Source organism: Acinetobacter sp. ACNIH3, assembly GCF_002918965.1.
GTDB lineage: Bacteria > Pseudomonadota > Gammaproteobacteria > Pseudomonadales > Moraxellaceae > Acinetobacter > Acinetobacter schindleri.
On the sequence record NZ_PQLP01000028.1, the window covers coordinates 1 to 18,054 of the forward strand.

22 protein-coding genes are annotated in these 18,054 nt (G+C 34.1%); 10 read left to right on the forward strand and 12 right to left on the reverse strand.

What is annotated here, in order from left to right; all coding sequences use genetic code 11:
• The 6 genes from C3420_RS11275 to C3420_RS11300 all read right to left on the reverse strand — a co-directional run.
• Positions 1-372: portal protein (locus C3420_RS11275; protein ID WP_228152966.1), on the reverse strand; the 372-nt coding region annotated here is incomplete at its 3' end.
• A gap of 5 nt (positions 373-377) precedes the next feature.
• Entirely contained in the window at positions 378-608 is a 231-nt protein-coding gene (locus C3420_RS11280; protein WP_034684031.1) for a hypothetical protein, read from the reverse strand.
• 619 nt (positions 609-1,227) lie between these two features.
• On the reverse strand, positions 1,228-1,989 hold the full coding sequence (locus C3420_RS11285; protein WP_103800776.1) for a hypothetical protein: 762 nt from the start codon (positions 1,987-1,989) through the stop codon (positions 1,228-1,230).
• The gene (locus tag C3420_RS11290) at positions 1,986-2,333 is read right to left on the reverse strand and encodes a hypothetical protein (protein WP_103800775.1); all 348 of its coding nucleotides are present in this window, start codon (positions 2,331-2,333) and stop codon (positions 1,986-1,988) included. Before C3420_RS11290 ends, C3420_RS11285 begins: the two co-directional genes overlap by 4 nt.
• A complete protein-coding gene (locus C3420_RS11295; protein WP_103800774.1) occupies positions 2,323-2,667 on the reverse strand; it encodes a hypothetical protein in 345 nt (114 codons plus the stop codon). The genes C3420_RS11290 and C3420_RS11295 overlap by 11 nt, the downstream gene beginning before the upstream one ends.
• 185 nt (positions 2,668-2,852) lie before the next feature.
• Positions 2,853-3,254 carry a hypothetical protein gene (locus C3420_RS11300; protein WP_146048157.1) on the reverse strand — a complete coding sequence of 134 codons (402 nt, stop codon included), beginning with the start codon at positions 3,252-3,254 and terminating at the stop codon, positions 2,853-2,855.
• A gap of 1,104 nt (positions 3,255-4,358) precedes the next feature.
• On the opposite strand from C3420_RS11300, the gene C3420_RS11305 reads away from it, so the two are divergent.
• The 4 genes from C3420_RS11305 to C3420_RS11320 all read left to right on the forward strand — a co-directional run bounded on the left by C3420_RS11305 (position 4,359) and on the right by C3420_RS11320 (position 7,852).
• Positions 4,359-6,248 (forward strand): DEAD/DEAH box helicase family protein, encoded by a 1,890-nt coding sequence (locus C3420_RS11305; protein WP_103801038.1) that lies wholly within the window; start codon positions 4,359-4,361, stop codon positions 6,246-6,248.
• 250 nt (positions 6,249-6,498) lie between these two features.
• Positions 6,499-7,269: a phage antirepressor KilAC domain-containing protein gene (locus C3420_RS11310; protein WP_103801037.1), complete on the forward strand. Its 771-nt coding sequence runs from the start codon at positions 6,499-6,501 to the stop codon at positions 7,267-7,269.
• Positions 7,247-7,525 (forward strand): hypothetical protein, encoded by a 279-nt coding sequence (locus C3420_RS11315; protein ID WP_146048158.1) that lies wholly within the window; start codon positions 7,247-7,249, stop codon positions 7,523-7,525. The genes C3420_RS11310 and C3420_RS11315 overlap by 23 nt, the downstream gene beginning before the upstream one ends.
• Before the next feature lie 12 nt (positions 7,526-7,537).
• Positions 7,538-7,852: a hypothetical protein gene (locus C3420_RS11320; protein ID WP_103801035.1), complete on the forward strand. Its 315-nt coding sequence runs from the start codon at positions 7,538-7,540 to the stop codon at positions 7,850-7,852.
• Positions 7,853-8,049: 197 nt separating this feature from the next.
• Here C3420_RS11320 and C3420_RS11325 read toward each other — a convergent pair whose 3' ends face one another.
• Together C3420_RS11325 and C3420_RS11330 are read right to left on the reverse strand one after the other, a co-directional pair.
• A complete protein-coding gene (locus C3420_RS11325; protein WP_103801034.1) occupies positions 8,050-8,733 on the reverse strand; it encodes a hypothetical protein in 684 nt (227 codons plus the stop codon).
• Between the two features lie 56 nt (positions 8,734-8,789).
• Entirely contained in the window at positions 8,790-9,521 is a 732-nt protein-coding gene (locus C3420_RS11330; RefSeq protein ID WP_103857234.1) for an SHOCT domain-containing protein, read from the reverse strand.
• A gap of 130 nt (positions 9,522-9,651) precedes the next feature.
• Here C3420_RS11330 and C3420_RS11335 point away from each other — a divergent pair, with 130 nt between their 5' ends.
• Both C3420_RS11335 and C3420_RS11340 read left to right on the forward strand, forming a co-directional pair.
• Positions 9,652-10,269, forward strand: coding sequence for an AAA family ATPase (locus tag C3420_RS11335; protein WP_103800979.1), 618 nt, complete (start codon positions 9,652-9,654; stop codon positions 10,267-10,269).
• Positions 10,269-10,727: a hypothetical protein gene (locus C3420_RS11340; RefSeq protein WP_103800978.1), complete on the forward strand. Its 459-nt coding sequence runs from the start codon at positions 10,269-10,271 to the stop codon at positions 10,725-10,727. Before C3420_RS11335 ends, C3420_RS11340 begins: the two co-directional genes overlap by 1 nt.
• A gap of 12 nt (positions 10,728-10,739) precedes the next feature.
• Here the strand turns inward: C3420_RS11340 and C3420_RS11345 are convergent, their stop codons facing one another.
• Positions 10,740-11,339 carry a helix-turn-helix domain-containing protein gene (locus C3420_RS11345; protein WP_103800977.1) on the reverse strand — a complete coding sequence of 200 codons (600 nt, stop codon included), beginning with the start codon at positions 11,337-11,339 and terminating at the stop codon, positions 10,740-10,742.
• A 186-nt stretch (positions 11,340-11,525) separates the two neighbouring features.
• Between C3420_RS11345 and C3420_RS11350 the strand changes: the two genes are divergently transcribed.
• On the forward strand, positions 11,526-12,656 hold the full coding sequence (locus C3420_RS11350) for a hypothetical protein (RefSeq protein ID WP_103800976.1): 1,131 nt from the start codon (positions 11,526-11,528) through the stop codon (positions 12,654-12,656).
• 36 nt (positions 12,657-12,692) lie between these two features.
• Here C3420_RS11350 and C3420_RS11355 read toward each other — a convergent pair whose 3' ends face one another.
• The 3 genes from C3420_RS11355 to C3420_RS11365 form a co-directional block, all read right to left on the reverse strand.
• Positions 12,693-13,250, reverse strand: coding sequence for a recombinase family protein (locus C3420_RS11355; protein ID WP_103800975.1), 558 nt, complete (start codon positions 13,248-13,250; stop codon positions 12,693-12,695).
• Between the two features lie 379 nt (positions 13,251-13,629).
• The gene (locus C3420_RS11360) at positions 13,630-14,736 is read right to left on the reverse strand and encodes a GmrSD restriction endonuclease domain-containing protein (protein WP_103800974.1); all 1,107 of its coding nucleotides are present in this window, start codon (positions 14,734-14,736) and stop codon (positions 13,630-13,632) included.
• Positions 14,726-15,730 (reverse strand): adenine-specific methyltransferase EcoRI family protein, encoded by a 1,005-nt coding sequence (locus tag C3420_RS11365; protein WP_103800973.1) that lies wholly within the window; start codon positions 15,728-15,730, stop codon positions 14,726-14,728. The genes C3420_RS11360 and C3420_RS11365 overlap by 11 nt, the downstream gene beginning before the upstream one ends.
• Positions 15,731-16,551: 821 nt before the next feature.
• On the opposite strand from C3420_RS11365, the gene C3420_RS11370 reads away from it, so the two are divergent.
• From C3420_RS11370 to C3420_RS11380, 3 genes are all read left to right on the forward strand, one after another.
• Positions 16,552-17,061, forward strand: a complete 510-nt coding sequence (locus C3420_RS11370) for an antirestriction protein ArdA (protein ID WP_103800972.1) — start codon at positions 16,552-16,554, stop codon at positions 17,059-17,061.
• Positions 17,062-17,249: 188 nt separating this feature from the next.
• Positions 17,250-17,567, forward strand: a complete 318-nt coding sequence (locus tag C3420_RS11375; protein WP_103800971.1) for a hypothetical protein — start codon at positions 17,250-17,252, stop codon at positions 17,565-17,567.
• A 39-nt stretch (positions 17,568-17,606) separates the two neighbouring features.
• A complete protein-coding gene (locus C3420_RS11380; RefSeq protein WP_034672741.1) occupies positions 17,607-17,852 on the forward strand; it encodes a helix-turn-helix domain-containing protein in 246 nt (81 codons plus the stop codon).
• The last annotated feature ends 202 nt before the right edge of the window (positions 17,853-18,054 follow it).

Here is an 18,054-nt window from a genome sequence, read left to right on the forward strand (position 1 = left end):
ACTATCAAAGTTAGAGCTGTGTATGTTACGGAAGATAAAGTTATCAACCATATCAAGCCACTGTTCGCCTTGTGTGAGTTGGGAAGGAGTATCTACGCCACTTGGTACTGACTTGAACCATAAGCTAACAGGAGATGTTGTACCGCTATATACGCTTGATACTAAGAGTTGAATACCTTCACATGCTGTTGTGTCGTATAACTCATTTCTTGCTGTTTTACGTTCTTGTTCTAGTCCTGATGCTGTTACGTCTTGAAAGCTTTGTTGACGTTCAGGAGCGCAATATTTGTAGCAGTCACGCCAGGTTGTTTCATGCTTTACACGTTCAGATTTAAGTTGAGACAAACGCTTTAATATTTGTTGTGCGTTCAATCTCTTTAAGTCCCTGTTTTCGTATTACTCGAATTGTTGCTGCCAGTATTATTGACCTGGTTGTATAGGTTGCTGATTACTGTGTTCTTGCCAAGTAAGCCACCAAGTACCGAGCTTTGCTTATATTTACGTCTTGAAGCTGTGTTTTCATTCGCTTCTTTCTGAGCCAGTTCTTTAGCTTTACGTTCAATCTCTTCTGGTGAGTCTTGTTTCTGAACCTTTGGTTTTGATCCCATTATTAATGTTCCTTTGATTATTTTATTGTTCTGTTGTTGGGCGTTTATGCAGGCTTCTTGTCCTTCGGATCAAGCCAATACGATGAAGCTGTATTGTCTTGAGCAGAGCCAAGATCCTGAACGCTTGTCTAGGTGCGTCTTACCGTTCTGTGTGTTCTAAAAGATACGCGGCATCTAAGTTGCAAAATGCGTGTGCGTGTACGTGCGTACATAGGTATATAGAAGGGCAATCTAATTCTTTATCTAGCACTTGGATCTATGCAGTCTTTTCTTTAGTTCTTGTTATTGTTGTACTGTAGTCGTTGTATTTATAAGTATTAGATATTCTCTTTTTTAAAAGGTTAAATGTCTGTTTTAAATACAGATCTTGTTTATTTTTATTATATTAATAGCTGTATTAATAGAGCTATTAAAGAAAGCTCAGGATAGAAAGAGATAAACTAAACTGAGCTAAAAGGGGATCGAACAGCCTACCTAGATAAGCTGCAAGTTAAGGATGAAATAAAGGATATATAAAATGACTGACCTAGTTTTTATTATTACTCTTATTCAGCCTAAGTCGTTCTAAATAAGCAAGTTTATCATAACATAATTTTATATATTTGTCAACGTTTAATAACTATGGGTAATATGCCAAAGGCTCATCTCTAGAACATGATGGGTTTATATCCACTGACTCTAAGCCATCGTATAACTGTTTAATCCGATCAATTTCACTATCTATATCTAAATGAATATAGTTAGCCTCAAAAATTGCATCTAATTTATTTGGATCTATCTCCCTTAAAAAAGCTAATCGCTTTAATGAAGTTAAGGTTGAACATACTGACTCAGAATATTCACTTGCAAAGTAATCATCCACTACAATCTTCTGGGTAATTACATCAGTACTACTATTAGCCTTTTCTACAGTTTTAAGGTAAGCCTGATAAGCTTCATTAATGTTTCCTAAAAAGCCACCTGGGATATTTTCACTTGTGAGATCTTCAAGATCAATCATTTCTTCAGGAGGTCCTACATAAGGTCCATCTGTATTACAATCTCTTCTGACATCGTAAACTTCACTATTAAACGCTTTTGTTGAATATAATTCTTTTAAAATTTTCTTAGACTCTTTAATATTTTTCCTAGCTTCTTCTAAATGTTTATAAGGTTCACTTTGCTCTAACCTATCCTTATAAAATAAATAAGTATTGCAAACCGACTCTCTAACCCTATTCACGTCCCCTGTTTCAGTAGCATATTCTAAATCTTCATCTACAATTTTTTTCGGTTCTTCCATCTCAGAAATATATTTAAAATATTCGTCATTTGACAATGATTTATTACTTCCACATCCAATCAATAGAGCAGTTGCACATAAAATTAAAGTTTTTTTCATGTGATAAGTTCAGTTAGTTTTTTAGAAATTGAACTATAACATTCTGTTTTATAGCCGTTAAAGCTTATTTTTGGTTTATAGTGAAATTCTTGCATTTCTGTTTTGAACTTTACTTCCAGGTCATAGACTGCTTCTGCTGTATCAGGAAGTTCGAGTAGGATTTCCCATTCGTATGGCATAGCTTTAACAGTACCGTATCGAGTTAATATGTTATTGACTGTGATACCGAGCTTATAGAAAGACTCTTCCTTATCCCAACACTTGATTAAGTAGAAGATTGGTTGACCACCATTTTGAACAGCTTGATCTAGAAAGGTTTGTCGTTTACATCCCTTAATCTTCATTCTGTTTAACTGCCTTTTTAGTACGAGGTTTCTTAGCTGTACTAATAGCTCTATTTGAGGTTTTAGCTTTAATGGAAGGTTTGTCTGTACCGATTAGTTTTGATTGTTCTTGAACGATTTGAGATGCATCTAGAGCGTTATAGATACCTATCTCATGAGTAGTAATAGAAAACAGTTCAGGATGTTTGAAATAGGATTCAAATAAAGGAATAGGAATAGTTGGTCCATTGAAGATAAGTTTTAGTTTGGTTGTATCTGTAAATTCAGGAATGATGTCTGAATATGTGACAAGTACGAGCTTGTCAGCTTGATAAATTTTATATACTGAATACATAGTTTCTCTTTTTATTAGTAGTTTTATTTATTATTTTTGATGTTCTTTTAAGCCTTCGGCTTATAGGTTTTATGGTTGTTTAGTATAACTATTTGTTATAGGAAAACAAATAACACATTAACATTTTTTATATACTTTGTCAACTTCTATAACTTTAAGGAATAAGAATACCTATTCTACATAGGCTATTTATTACGGTTATCAATAGCATTTTGAAATGATTGGCTACATTCTAAGTAGTGGCGTTCTTCAAAATCAGAGATAGTTTGTTTCTTCATTGAATGATCAGAATATACAGATACCGTATAAGCATCCTGAACAATAGAGAAGATCTGTTTTTCTTCTCTTTCTCTTGCATCTTGATTGGTCATTTTGACTGTGACTGACATTAGCTTTTCTGTAGCTTCTGAAGCTTTTATACCTAATTGTCTGTAAGTTTGAGCTAGAGACGCTATTGTTGCAGCTTTTTTACAATTAACCTGAGCTAATTCATATACAGATTCAGAATAAACAGAAGTTCCAGTTAAAAATAATAGTATAGATAAACCTATCTTTTTCATATTTAATAAATAATTAAAAATATTCAATTTAATTCTATTTGATTTGTATTGAAAAATAAACAGCATACGAAACAAGTTAGCAGGGCAGTCAGTTCAATGTTTGATATGGATACGTGCCTGTTAAGGTACGGATACAGATTAAAGATTGATTACTGACTGTTAAAGGTAAAGTCATGTTTGTGTCCGATAGGATACAAATATGGTTTTAGCTTGTTACTTCTAATTTATAAAGTGTGGTTTCAGTGGCTTTGCATAAGAGTAGGAACGGAACGTCAGTTCTGTTTCTGGTCTTATCACTGAATACTATTAGAATGGAATGAGATCTGAAGCTCCTTAGAGCTTTAGATTGAATGGTTATTTATTGCTTAATCCTTTTATTCTTTAAAAACAAGAAACAACAAATTCATATCTATTGATAACTTCTACTTTTCCATTACCCTACTTGTAATAGTAATGCAGAAATGTCAAAAAAATTAGACAATTTTATTTATAAAACCACTTAAAAACCCAATACTTATATGCTTATTTTAGATTTTAGACACTGTCTAATTTTTTTAGAACATCTTTTTAATTTAAACTTTGAGCTGTAGTTGTATCCCTTCCTTCTCTCCAAACTAACCTACCTTACATTTTTATAGCCATATATATTATTATATAAAGGGCTGTGTGAAAAAAAGTGTAAATATTTTCTCTTAAACACATGATTTCTCTAGTAAACGTAGGGAATATTCCAATTTTTAAAAAAGTGTAAAAAGTGAAAAGACATATCTAGCTCGAAACTTTACGAAGTATAGCGAGTGATAACGAAGCTATGCTGAAGTAAATGTTTGAGCAAACAAACGACTGAACCAAATTAGCTATTGTTCCAGGAAGAGCAGAGTGCGTTAGTTATGCCTAGTGAATCTGTCTAGTTAAGGTTGAAATTAGTTTTACATTTTTTTGTATTTGAAATATATCAATCAAACACTTAATAAAACTAAGCTAGGGGGCTGTGTGAAATAAAGTGTTGACATACAATTATCATTTTGGTACGATAAGCAACATGGGGAGCAGGAGATCAGATCCTTTTAAATTCCTGCAACAATTATATAAATGACACAAAGAAATAAGACCTAACTAGGTATCCTTTTAATGAACTTACAAGATTTAATTATCAACTCAACATCTACAATCTCTCAAAATAAAGAAGAAAATTCAATCACTATCTTTGCAGGTCATAGTAAAGAAAAACTTTCAAATCTAATTAAAGACTTTCCCGATAACTGCTATGTAAACAAACAAATTACAGGCTGTGGGGGTACAACGCTTGTCCTTAGAAACGCTGTAAATTATGTTGTATTAGTACCATATATCAACCTTCTTAAATCCAAAGTTGCTGATAACCAAGACATTGTTGATCTGATTGGTGTATATGGTGAAACTGATTCAGAAGAAATTACAGCTTATTTAGAAAGTGGGGCAGAGCCTAAAAAGATTGTTTGTACTTATGATTCCCTTCCAAAACTTCTAAGAACAAAAGGCTTCAATCCAAAAGCTTTCAAACTATTAGTCGATGAAGCTCATACATTAGTCAATTTAGGATCATTCAAAGCTGCTACATGCGAGTTCGTACTGCAAAATTATACAAAGTTTGCATCATACGTATTTTTAACTGCTACACCAACGAAACGTGAATATTTCCCTGAAGCTCTAATCAATGTGCCTTTATGTACTATTCAATGGGATGATGTAAGAAATGTTAAATTCAACCTTCAAAATATTGAGCAAGGTATTGGTTTAAACAATGCATTGTTTGGGCTTTGCTATGACTATCTAATGCGTAAGATTGAAGGCAACGCACATATTTTCTATAACTCCGTATCTGAAATAGCTTCAGTATTAAACAAGCTTAAAGAAGTAGTAGATAAAGAAACAGGTAAAAACCTATTCGATCCTAATGACATTCGAGTTGTATGCTCTAAATCAGGTACGAATCAAAAAACTTTTAATAGCAGACTTGGTACTAAATGGGCTTCAATTGCAGACATTACTGATCCAGTTAGAAAGATTAACCTATACACTTCTACAGCTTTTGAAGGTGCAGATGTATTAGATGAGGAAGGGCAAACGTACATCATCATTAACGGTGTACGTGATGCAACTAAAGTTGACTTCCACGTATTAGTACCTCAAATTGTTGGTCGTATCCGTAATACCAAATATAACGAACATATCAATTTATTAGTCGCTAACCTTCCTGAAGCTGCAAGCTGTACTAAAGATGAATGGATGTCTACAGTTACTAAACGCATCCAAAACAGTAGAGATGTTTTGCACGATATTAGAGAAAGCAAAATGTCTGAAGCTAGTAAGACTCAGTTAATCAAAGCTGCTGAAGAGGACAAGTACACATTCAAGAATGAACAAGGTGAGCTTTATGTATCTGACGTTGCATTGAAAGCTGAATTACAAGCTTATGAAGCATTAGAAGCTACTTATGTAGTACGAGTTGTTGAAGGTGCAGAAATTAGTGATGAAGGCTATTCAGCATCATTTAGATCATTATTAACAGATGAATCTAAACACGTTCCATTCGCTCACAAGCCTAAAGGCATCTCTAAGTTCCTTACAGGGCATAGCCAATGCTTCTACGAAACAATGAAAGAATATTGTGAAGCTAGAGATGAGCAAAATGAAAAACTGTATAAGCTTGTAGATGCTAAAGATGACTATTTCAAAACAGCATACGATACGCTGAAGCATGAAACTATTCGTAAGCTTGAGTATCGTAAGCCAGCGATTGAACGTGCTATGAAGATCCACGATACAAAAAATGAAAATGCTACGGAAATTCCTACACTACTCAACCTGAAGAAAGATCAAGTTTATTTAAGAGCAGATATTAAAGCTAAGATTCAAGATATTTATGACAAGCTTGCTATTCCTGATAAAGCAAAAGCGACTGATATTACTAAATGGTATGAAGTTAAAGACACAAGACAAAATTCTAAGCCTGCTTTCAAAGTAGTTAAAATGTTGTAATCCTATTTTAGCCTGTAAACTCAGGCTATTTTATGGATTGCTTATCATATTTTATCAGCTGTTGCAATCTATATTTTAATTTGATATACTTCTCAACATAAAGAAAACAATAAAAACATTAGTGGGGCATAGTCAGCCCATATTTAAAAACCTCTCTGACTATAAACAAAACACAACTCAAAATATTAAGTCTGCATCCAATCAGGATTATAAGCGGACTCAAAATTATTTTATTCAAAGGATATAAATTATGACTTCATTATCATTACAAACTCAAAACTCTACACCATTTAATACAGCTATTATTACAGCTAATACTGTACCAACTATGACAAGCTTGGAAATTGTAGAGTTTATTAATAACCACAGACAAGCTAACGGAAATAATACTGTTTTAGCTCACTCAGATTTCATGCGTAAAGTACCTGAAGTTTTAGGAGAAGAGGGTAGCAGAAATTTTTCTGACACCTATACTCACCCACAAAACAAACAGACTTATCCATGTTATGTCTTCCAAAAACGTGAAGCTTGTTTAATGGCAATGTCGTACAGCTATGACTTACAAGCAGAAATCTATGATCGTATGACAGCAATGGAACAGATGGTACTTCAACCAAAACTACCAAGTAATTTCAAAGAAGCTTTACAGTTCTTAATTGAAGCAGAAGAGCAGAAAGAGCAACTAGCTTTACAAGTGGTTCAACAACAGCAAGTAATTGAAGTGATTCAGCCTAAAGCAGATGTATATGACATCATTGCTAATCGTGACAACACATACACCATAAGAGATACAGCTAAACTTCTTAAAATGCGTCCTAAAGATCTTACTGATTGGCTATTAGCTAACGGATGGATATATGGAAAGACTTCAGCAACTTACAAACCATTTGCTGCACATGACCGTAACCATTTAAAACTTGTAGCTTCAAATTATGGAACACAAGTACGAGTGACAGGTAAAGGCTTAGTTTGGTTAGCACGTAAACTGAAAGTAGAACTTGAATCTAGTGATTTTGAATAAGTTTAAGGGAGCATGGGAGGAACTAGATCAGTTCCTTTCAACCTATGATTTATCAATGCTAGTTGAGATGGACAAGGACCAGGTACATAGCCTATTGGAAGAGATTTATCCTGAAAGAATCTCATCAAAACGCATCATCAAATATAAAGACCACAAAAAGAAAGAACATACACATACTGAGTATTTCATTAACGCTGAAGAAGCTGAAGCAATACTCAAAAGGGCGAGGGAACTCAACATTCCCTTTAAAGATTAACCAGGACTAGGAATGAAAAAATTATCAAAAAAAGAGTACAACAACATCGTAAAAGCAAAGATCTTACAAACAGGTTTATATAACGGTAGGTCAGTTGAAGAAGCCGAAATAGACGATGAATTATTTGAACACTTATCAGACATCAAACAAGACTATAAGAAAGGCGTACTAACAGCCTTCAATGCTGATGCTGAAATAGCATACAACTTCCTTAAATACGAAAACGAATATGCAGATGACCTAGACATTGATTATGGTATTGATGATTTGTACGGATCATATTCAGACAACATGAAAGACATTAAAACTCACTTCGGGAGCTACTAAAATGGAAGCCGTACTAATCACTTATTTATTCACGATGTTTCTAATTTCACTACACTTAATTGACGTTAAGCTTGACGAGAAACATTCGATCTCACTATTACAATTAATTGCCCTTCAAGCTAGTGGAGCTAAAGGCATTTACTATAAAGACTGATTATCCTTTACCCTTGTTTCCTTAATTGGAGCAGGGGATTTTTTTACAACTCTAATTTAGATTTTAGCTTATTATATTTATAAACGAAATTTTCATTCCGCTTTCTTAATATTTTGAGTCCTTCTTCCACTTGTTCTAATTTTGCCTTTTTAACTTTTATATTATATTCCTGATCCTCAGTGTAGTTCGCTTCTGATAATCCAGCACTTATGATAGTTTGCCGTATATCGCTTATAGCTCCATAAAATTCTGCATAAAGAGATTCAAATTGCTCTTGATGTAAATTGTTTTTGTTATTACGGATACTGTCTCCTAGCTCATCTAATCTATTATAAATATCTTGTATTTTAAACATATCTTCAAAATCCTGTTCTGCCCCAAACATATCTGCATAATTATGTTTTTTAGAATTATTGGTAAGTTTATGAACATGACTAATCACTAATTGCATTATTGGCAATTGCTTGTCAAATAGCTTAATAGTTTGTACGGCTTCTTCAAATTTATATTGATTTTTCCAAGCATCTAAAGATGTAACAACAAAATATAGACCAACAATTGCAACCCATATTGCAAAAAAATCTGCATAAGGTGGAAATTCAAAGCACACATATTTATCACATAATTTGCTTATATATAATTCAACAAATGAATATGCATAGTAATAAGCAATAGTTAGAAAAACAGTCAGCCCGATAGATACATATATTTTGTCTTCTAGCTTCATAAAATCCCCAATCTAATACAGCACATAATACCCTTTTTCAAAATAAAGGAGATTATTCACTCTAAAATCTTTGCTTTTTGTACGTTGTACTCTTCTTCTGTGAGTATTCCTTCTACTTTTAATTCATGTAATTGCTTCAATTTACTAAATAATTCTGAATTTTCATTAAGATCATTTTTTCCTGATAAAAGTTTTTGATCACAACTTTTAATTATGATATTAAGTTTATGCTTCCATTTTTCCATTAGTTCTTCTGCTGGTTTTACGATAATACTGTCTCTAGCAAAACCAATATCTTCTTTTAAAAAAATTATTTCATGTGTAGGATGAGAAACATCATTTTTAATAATTCTTAATATGATATTTTTTACTTTCCCTTCTTTTTTTTCTGAAGTCAAAGCTCCGACAACTGCTCCAACTCCTCCAAAAAGTAATCCTCCTATTGCAGCAGAAACAGCTTGATTAGTTCTAACAGTTCGAGATATATTTAGACCGTCTATATAAGTTTCTATTGCATATATATCATTGAATTTTATTATGTATTCTTTTTTTTCTGAAGAGTAAAGCCAACAATTTTCCCATACTATAACTCTTTCATTTTCTTTATCAATTGCGATTAACTGACCATGCTGAGATACATAGTAATCATTTCGGTCAATATTATAAGATGCTTTAAAATCATTGGATATTTTATCTTTAAGTTCTATTCTTTCTCGACCTTGGCTAATACCTTTAAAAACTGCTACGATGATTACAATTATAACTACAATTATTATTAACTCAGCCATACAAAATCCTTCTAGTTCGCTCTTGCTATACTATAACTTATCTGTTTTTTATTAAACAAAAAATATAGTTGTTCTACTTATTCTTAAAGCTTACAATAGCTCTATTGTTAAAGGTAACAGAGCATAAATAATAATGATCTTTTGTATAGCCAATCAAAAAGGTGGAGTAGGTAAAACTACGATTGCTACAAACCTAGCTGTAGCTTTAAGTAAGAAAGGGGATACAGTTCTTGTTGATGCTGATGATCAACAATCTGCCGTTAAATGGTCAAAGCGTAGAGCTGAAAACAAGATTGACACAGAGCATCATAAAGGCGACCTGAAAAAAGTGCTGCTTGACCTGCAAAAGAAGTACAAATATGTAGTACTGGATGTAGCAGGGCGTGACAGTGAAGAGTTCCGTAGTGCCTTGCAAGTTGCAGATAAATTGATTGTACCGACTCAACCAAGCCAAGCTGATGTTGAAGTACTGCCTTTCGTGCTGAAGATGTTTAACACCTTCCAAAAGGTCAATGAAAAGCTTGAGCCGTATATTGTAGTAAATAAAGCTCCTTCAAATACGAAGTCAACTGAAGTTGCAGATTCAATTGAACTGCTACAAACACTACCTAAATTTAAGATATTGAATACTGTTATCCGTGACCGTAAGACGTTCCGTGATGCATCGGTACAAGGCTTGTCTGTAACTGAAATGAACAGCTCAAAAGCAAAAGATGAATTTAATGAGTTCTTGGTGGAGATCCTATAATGAGTAAAGAAAAACCAAAAATGGGATTTGGCGAAGAGCTTGAAGAAATCCAGGCTAATCCTGAAGCCACGTTAGAAGACGTTACAGATCAGCAGGTCGAATATACACGCAACCTAATGTACAAAATTATTCTTACACCTCATACAGGTGAAGTGAAGAAGCGTACACGTAAGGATCATGGCAGACTTGCATCCGTACCTTTGTACTATGAAGAAGAAAAAGTCTTGAAAGAAGCAGCAGGCTTTGTTGGTGAGTCATTGAATGACTTTATTCGTGATGTGGTTTTGAAAGAAGCGAGACGAGTTCTTGGTGCTGAAAAATTCAATGCTACGATGAATAACCCTCTTAACCAGACGAAGGTTAGATTGAGTGATGAAGAACATTTGAAACTCAGTGAACAGCGTAAAGCTGAACGTGAAAAGAATAAACCTTCAAAAGCACAGATCTACAGCGTATAAAAGAAAAGCTCCTTATGGAGCTTTTTTATTTTTAAGCAATTTTGTGGCGAGGAGTGATGCTCCAATTCCAATACCGAGTAATGGGTTGACGAGAGTAGTAACAGCCGCTGTCATTGCCAAGCCTGATGTTAGGTGATTGCCTAAAGATACTGCCCCTAACTGCATTTGTTCTTGAACATCGGTAACGTCCATATCAGGTTTTTGTGTTACCAAGCTTCTTACGGATTTTTTAAGTTCCAGTGAAATATGGTCTTCGAAATTAGTTGGTACAATTAACTGCTTTTGACTTTCTGAGTCGTTTTGTTCTTTCATTAAGTCATTTATGACGTTATACGATGTCTGGCTCATAAAAACGACTTCGTTTGCTTTAAGGTAGTCAGTTAATTCTTCCGTTACAGCAACAATCTTACTTGCTCTAGTACCAATCATCTCAGCCAAAATGGTTAGAAACTCCAAACTAACTGATGATTCACCTCTTTCAATTTTACCTACCGCTGCATGGCTCATGCCAAATTTTTCACCAAGTTCTCCCTGCTTTTTATAGCCAGCTTCTAACCTGATCTGGTTGATTACATAACCATTCACGATGTCCAATGTGCAAATTTTGCTCATTTAATCAATCTCTTATAACTTTTTAACAATCTATGATTGTTAGTATAATCAATACAAAAACAATGTGCAACTTTTAGTTGCATGAAATATTGAATAATGGATATTATGCATCACATCGGAGCGCAACGATACGGAAGTCCTGACAACATTCAGGCATAACTCAACAACCAATGAAAGGTGAAAAAAATGACAAACGCTTTAACTCAATTCGATGAACAAGAATTTGCACAGTTCCTAGCATGGAAAAAACAGATGGCAGAAGATCAGGCTAAAAAAGATGCTGAACGCCAGGAGCAAGAATCGCTTGATGCAATTAAGAAAGAGAGTTTCAAAATTGAAGATCTGGTCCAATCCAATGAAAAATTTCAAAAACTGAATGAGCAAAAAGTTAAGTTCGCTGAACTTTGTGATTTTACTTTTACAGACGCTAACCAAGCCTTAGTCGCAACTGTGTTCAGCTTTGCACAATGCCTTGCAGCGAATCAACGCACCACTGTTATGTTGAAAACAACTGATGCTTTAACAAAAGATTTCATGAATATTTACGGAGCCTGGGCTTATCGTACTACGATGCATGAAAAGCTGAATAGCACTGAAGCTTGTATGACTGCCAATGCAATGCCTTATTACAATACTTTAGGCACAACTTATGATGAGAAATTGAAAGAGCATTTCCGTACCCAGGCAGATGAATATAAACGTGGATCTCAGTATGTGGTTGCCCCTGTATCACTGCATCAATTCGCTACAACATCTAAAGACTTTATCGGTAGCTTTACAGTGGATCTTACAAAAGCATCCGATAAAAAAATTGATTGGACTGAAAATACACCTGAATTAAACCGTTTGCGGAATGATATTGATTCTGAGCAGTTTGAATTAATTTTTGAAATCCGTAAGGAAATTGAAAAGCGTATTCCCTTAATGACCAAACTTTTCAATATTTGTGAAGATGAAGCTGATTTTAAAAAGTATGCACTTATTTTGGCTGTAGCGACATTCTTGGATCTTGAGTCATTTAATGTGATTAAAAAAGCTGTTTTAGAAATGGCGAATAAAGTTGAAAATGGCAATATTGAATTATTTAAAGCTTCATTATCTGTTGCAGTTGAAAAATATAAATCTTGGAATCAAGAAAATATTTCAATTCATACATTGGCTGATTTAATTAAAGAGACAGATTTTGGTGAAATTGGTATTGGTCGTTTGAGTAGCTTCTTATCAAAAATTGAATTAAAAACAGATAGTGTTCGTTGTATGAATATCCCGACTCAAGGATTAGCAATCGCAACAATTGAAGAAAAGCTTGCAGCCTAAGATGAATAAAAACCAAGCCTTGATGACTGATCACCATTAAGGCTTATGCCCTACTGCCCTTTGAACTGTAGCAACACCCACACCAAACCTTTTAGCCACACTTCTAAAAGTCGAGCCATCTTCCTGCATGGCTTTTTGTATTTCTGAATAGTCTACTTTGCGCTTCCTGCCTTTATACAAGCCCTTCGCTTTGGCTTTAGCAATACCTTCCTTTTGACGTTCACGGATCATAGAGCGTTCAAATTCAGCGAATGCAGCAAGCATCTGGAACATAAGTTTATTCATTGCCGATTGTGCTACATCATGGCTGAAGGTCAGATTTTCTTTATGAAAAATTATGGTTATGCCACGATCATTCAGACTGTTCACAATGTCATTCAGGTCATTCGTATTACGTGCCAGGCGGTCAATACTGTGAACATGCACCGTATCCCCATCACGAAGGTATTCGAGCATAGCGTTCAATTGAGGGCGTTCACGGCTACCACCACTTGCCTTCTCTGTGAAGGTTTTATCAAGGTGGATGCCATCCAATTGGCGTTCCGTATTTTGTTCAATTGAACTGACTCGAATGTAACCGACATGATTAGGCATTTTGTACCGTTAGCTATTAGATTTATAGATACATATTGTACCGAAATAGAAAATTAAGTCTATAGATACGAATTTTTATATGATTTTACTAGGTCCTAAATTGTTCCGTTAGGCTATACTCTATAGTTACATAATTCGTGATTTAAAGAGACCTAGAAAAAGAGAAATGGTATTTATTTGAGCTAATCAAAGTTTCTCAACTTTGATTAAATAATAAGCGTTGAACGTGAAAAATCATAAAAAAAGCCCACCTTGGGGGAGGTTGGGCAAAAAAGAAACTACAGCATTGATTTCTATAGATAATTATAAACGCATTTCGTATAAGGTGTATTATGTTAATTTTAGATAAATTTAACTTTAATACTTAACAAACCTACCGTTATTTATCTGATTTAGTTCGATTACAAGGCTTACAGAGCATTTGCAAATTATCGTCTGTTGTTTTACCACCTTGAGACCAAGGGATAATATGATCTCCTTCCATTTGTTCTAGGCTAAAATGTTGATTACAACTTGGACATATACCAGATTGATTTTGATATGCTTTTTGCATTTGCTTGTCTTTAAAAGCTCTCAATGACAAATATTTTTCGTGCCCTGTTAATAAATACTGATATATCCCTTTTTTATTTTCAACTTCATCATCTTCAATCAAATCTGAAATTTTCTGCTCTAAAGCATTTTGATCTAGTATCTTATCTTTGTGTAAATTAAAAAGCTCACCCCATGGTAAACCTTGCATTAATTTTTTACGTTTATTTGGAAAAGTTGCACCAACCCATGTAATAACAGACTGAAAGTATTGCCATAGAGCTAAGGCATTAGGATCTTTCTGATGAACAGCCATATAACTTTCAATATTACCGTTATATTTAACTAAATCTGCTTTGGAAATCCAAGAAAGAGCTGTTTCTAAAAAATCTTGGCGAATAGGAGAGCCATTAAGATAGTCAGAACCTATTGCATATGCTGGACATCCAGTTTTACTGAAATACTTTTTAGCATCAGATACCCATGAGCCACTATATACTGCATTTCTTAATTCCTGTTTAAACAATGGCTTACCAGCAATATTAATAGTTTCAAACCATTTTAACTTTTCACTATCAGACCCAGTACAAACATAGACCATTAGTTTGTAGTCTAAAATTTGATCTTTCTCATCCTGAGTTAAATTATGAAAGTAGCGCATTTCATATGCAAAATCACCTTTCACATATTGGCAAATAGATATAGTACGTTGTTGACCATCAATAATTTCATATGTTCCATTATCACGAGTAGCCCAATACATCACATTTAATGGAAAGCCCTGTTTAACTGTATGAATAACAGCATTTCGCTCTTTTTCACCATAAACAAATTCACGTTGATATGGTGGGCGTACATCAAGCTCCCCATGATAAGCAGTAACCCCATTTTCAGCATTATCCTGATAATTATCAGTTAGCTCTCGAATGCTAATTTCCTTTAACTCAATTTCCATTCTTAGATTCCTGGAGTAAACGATTTTTAATTAAAATACGGGCATACACTTCTTTTGAATTAATAGAAAATCTCCTTCCATAATTAGGATTATCTTCTACATATCTATCAATTCCGATTAATTCAAATTGTTTAGGATTATATTTATCTAAGAATGTAATCGGCACTCCCATTACACCATCAAAATCCATAGGAATATCAACAACTTTATTTACATTAATAGCATTGTAGTTATCATATTTTGGATAGTCTTTTTCGTTGTATGAACGATATAAAATTAATTCTTCATGTCGTTTTGCATGTTCAAGATTCGTGAACCAACAAATATTTCCAAGGCTTCGCCATTTTTGCCCCGTTTCATCTTGCCAAAATCTTGTTTCTCTTGGCTCGTAATAATCAGGAACTTTAAACTTCATATCACCACTTTTATGACCAAGCCATAATTTATTATCTCGAATAAGTGAAAAGACTTCTTTATAAGTAATGGCATTTTGACTGCCAACAACTAAGAATGATTTTTCATGCTCAATTAATTGAGCTAGATATTCTCGAAATAATGAAAATGGTGGATTAGTTACAACAATGTCAGCTTCTTTAAGCAATTCAATACATTCATTAGAACGAAAATCACCATCACCCTTTAATGGTTGAACGTTGATTTCACTAATGTCAGGAATACCGTTACCATCTTTATCACCTGTGTAGGTGAGACAAATAGCTTGTTCACTGTCATTTTGACTAAATAAATCGGTTTCACGACTCTTATAGCAAGTAGCGATTAATTTCTTTAAACCTAAATGTTCGAAATTATAAGAAAAATAACGGAAGAAATTACTTACAAAAGGATCATCACAATTACAATAAACTGTTTTATTTTGGAAATGTTGCTTGTAGTGTTTTAATTCATTTTCTATATCTGTAAGTTGAGTATAAAACTCATCTTCTTTTGCTTTACTAGCTCTATGCAAATTAGAGTTTTTGCCTGTCTTAGTCACTATAACAACCTTTATAAATCCAATCTATACATCAAAAAAATCTTGAATCTTCTAAGTATAGTTCATCTCAATCTAATAGATTACTTATCGCTAAAAATTTCCGTTATAAAATTTATTTAACATAAAAACTCTTATGCGAAACTTAAGCTACTTTGGTAGTTTTTGCCAACTTTTTATAACTGGACTACTCAAAATTATAAGTTCTTTATCTACTATCTTAATATGAGCGTTCCCTTTCAGGTCGGGCTAACTGGCTTCGCTCAAGCCAAACGATGAAGCTGTTTGTCTTGCCCCTTCGGGCAGAATCCCTAACGCAAAAGCAAAAGCTTGGACTATGTTGAGTTGCATATCTACTCACTAACTTATCTACGACAACCAACATCATTGAACTTTATTTCAATCACTCACAATGTCAATTACGCAAGCTTCATTGACATTGCTCCTTGCTTGAAATTTTTTAAGTTCAATGGTTGTCGCAGCGATAAAGTTTGATGAAGGTTCAGATCAGATACCTTCTACATATTCCTTGAATAAGGATGTCGCTTCGCTCCGCTAAAAAGCTTTTGTTTAATGGATTGCCACAGCTCCAAGAATGATGAAAGTTAGAAGCAAAAACAAGCTTATCTTTTATAAAATATAGTTGTAATAATAGAGCTATTAATAATTATAAATCATATAAAAAACATTAGTTTATTGTTGATAATAGGTACTAAGTCCAGTATAATAACAAGCATAAGGTGAAGAGATATAAAAAGCCTTAGAGGTGCAACGTGTACCGACTGCCAGGACTAGCAGAAAACCTTAGTCTAGGATTTTACAAAATGAACGCATTCGACTTTTCTAATAAAGCTTCTGATTCTTCTAAATTATTCCGTCTTGAAGCTTTCAGCTTTACTTTTGATTTTGGCTTAAACATCTATTTCGATGATATGGACGACCTTCGTGACATCATTGGCGATACAGAAATCGAGTTCTGGCAAGTTGAAGGCTTGCGAGAAGATACGTACATGGATGTAGACAACTTTAAAGACCTTGAGACAGCTATTGAGCTAATCATGGAAGGGCACTTCCAAGAAGACTTGGACCTATTCAAACAACTAACAAATGAGGGATATGTTAGAAATTTAGAAGATGCTCAAGAATGGCACGATGACAATAATTTCTGTGAAGATATGAGCGACTATGACTTCGGTCACTACCTTATGCATGATGTGAGCTGCATTGACGTCCCAGAAGCTTTACAAGGTTATATCTCCTATGAAGCTTATGGTCGTGATGCCTTAATAAATGACTTTGTACGTGTAGGCAATTACATCTATAGCAACCATTAAGGGGAGTTATAGACATGACTATTATTTCTTTATCTCCATGCACATCGAAACGACCTACAGTCAGCTTGTGTAAATTTTGCCGATCTGTTGTTAGTTTGAAATTTCAATATTTCGCAGGATGTTTTAACTGTGCAAAAGTCTCTAGCAAAAATCAGGCTATAACTTTTATTGTTATAGGAGCTTAAAAGATGAATGCACAAATTTTTAAATCTGAAGCTCTGAGCCGTTTAGCTGTTCGCCTTCCTGCTGCTGTTCCTGTTATGGCAAAGGTTGATATAGATAAAATTGTTCAAGTTGTAAAAGTTGAGTCAGGAGAGGTTTATATAATTTCCAAAGATACGAAAGGAAAATATGAAAAGCCGTACCATGTTTGGATGATGCACAAATCAGGTTTTATTCTGAGATCTGCAAACGGTGTACTTGGTTATCATTCTGTTTTTAGAGCTTTAAATGAAATTGAAAAAACTATTAAGCTAAAAGGACAACGTACCTTAAAAATGATTTAAGTGATAACATGAAGCTCCTGCAATACGGAGCTTTTTTTAATGAGCAAATTTGAAAATATGACGTTTGAAAACTTTTTAATTGAAGCACCAGAAGCAAGTTCTATAAAAGATCTTCGGCTTGATCTTGGCTTAACTGCTGCACAGGCTGCAAAGTTAGCAGGCTTGTCTGATGGCTCTTTATGGCGCAAATATGAAGCAGGAGAAAGACAGCCAAACAAACAGACTTGGACAGTTTTTTTAATGGCTTCAGGACAGCATCCAAATTTTAAATTAAATACAAAATAGGTTTTGTGTAGGTACTTAGTCTGAGCCTACACCCCCTAAAAAATTTTGCCCGCTTCTTCGCTCATATCGTGATTAGTCGCATCCCTGTTCTTATCTAAAGTAGTTCTAGGATTTTAGTGCGTCATCTGAAGTCGCAAAGAAGCGGAAACGGCTACTTTCTGCATCTGATTTGATATATACGGCTGTTCTTTAACTTTTTTAT

Coding starts and splice junctions, on each gene's coding strand:
- C3420_RS11280 (WP_034684031.1), bottom strand. CDS start 608: ATGGGATCAAAACCAAAGGTTCAGAAACAAGACTCACCAGAAGAGATT.
- C3420_RS11285 (WP_103800776.1), bottom strand. CDS start 1,989: ATGAAAAAAACTTTAATTTTATGTGCAACTGCTCTATTGATTGGATGT.
- C3420_RS11290 (WP_103800775.1), bottom strand. CDS start 2,333: ATGAAGATTAAGGGATGTAAACGACAAACCTTTCTAGATCAAGCTGTT.
- C3420_RS11295 (WP_103800774.1), bottom strand. CDS start 2,667: ATGTATTCAGTATATAAAATTTATCAAGCTGACAAGCTCGTACTTGTC.
- C3420_RS11305 (WP_103801038.1), top strand. CDS start 4,359: ATGAACTTACAAGATTTAATTATCAACTCAACATCTACAATCTCTCAA.
- C3420_RS11310 (WP_103801037.1), top strand. CDS start 6,499: ATGACTTCATTATCATTACAAACTCAAAACTCTACACCATTTAATACA.
- C3420_RS11320 (WP_103801035.1), top strand. CDS start 7,538: ATGAAAAAATTATCAAAAAAAGAGTACAACAACATCGTAAAAGCAAAG.
- C3420_RS11325 (WP_103801034.1), bottom strand. CDS start 8,733: ATGAAGCTAGAAGACAAAATATATGTATCTATCGGGCTGACTGTTTTT.
- C3420_RS11330 (WP_103857234.1), bottom strand. CDS start 9,521: ATGGCTGAGTTAATAATAATTGTAGTTATAATTGTAATCATCGTAGCA.
- C3420_RS11340 (WP_103800978.1), top strand. CDS start 10,269: ATGAGTAAAGAAAAACCAAAAATGGGATTTGGCGAAGAGCTTGAAGAA.
- C3420_RS11345 (WP_103800977.1), bottom strand. CDS start 11,339: ATGAGCAAAATTTGCACATTGGACATCGTGAATGGTTATGTAATCAAC.
- C3420_RS11350 (WP_103800976.1), top strand. CDS start 11,526: ATGACAAACGCTTTAACTCAATTCGATGAACAAGAATTTGCACAGTTC.
- C3420_RS11355 (WP_103800975.1), bottom strand. CDS start 13,250: ATGCCTAATCATGTCGGTTACATTCGAGTCAGTTCAATTGAACAAAAT.
- C3420_RS11360 (WP_103800974.1), bottom strand. CDS start 14,736: ATGGAAATTGAGTTAAAGGAAATTAGCATTCGAGAGCTAACTGATAAT.
- C3420_RS11370 (WP_103800972.1), top strand. CDS start 16,552: ATGAACGCATTCGACTTTTCTAATAAAGCTTCTGATTCTTCTAAATTA.
- C3420_RS11375 (WP_103800971.1), top strand. CDS start 17,250: ATGAATGCACAAATTTTTAAATCTGAAGCTCTGAGCCGTTTAGCTGTT.
- C3420_RS11380 (WP_034672741.1), top strand. CDS start 17,607: ATGAGCAAATTTGAAAATATGACGTTTGAAAACTTTTTAATTGAAGCA.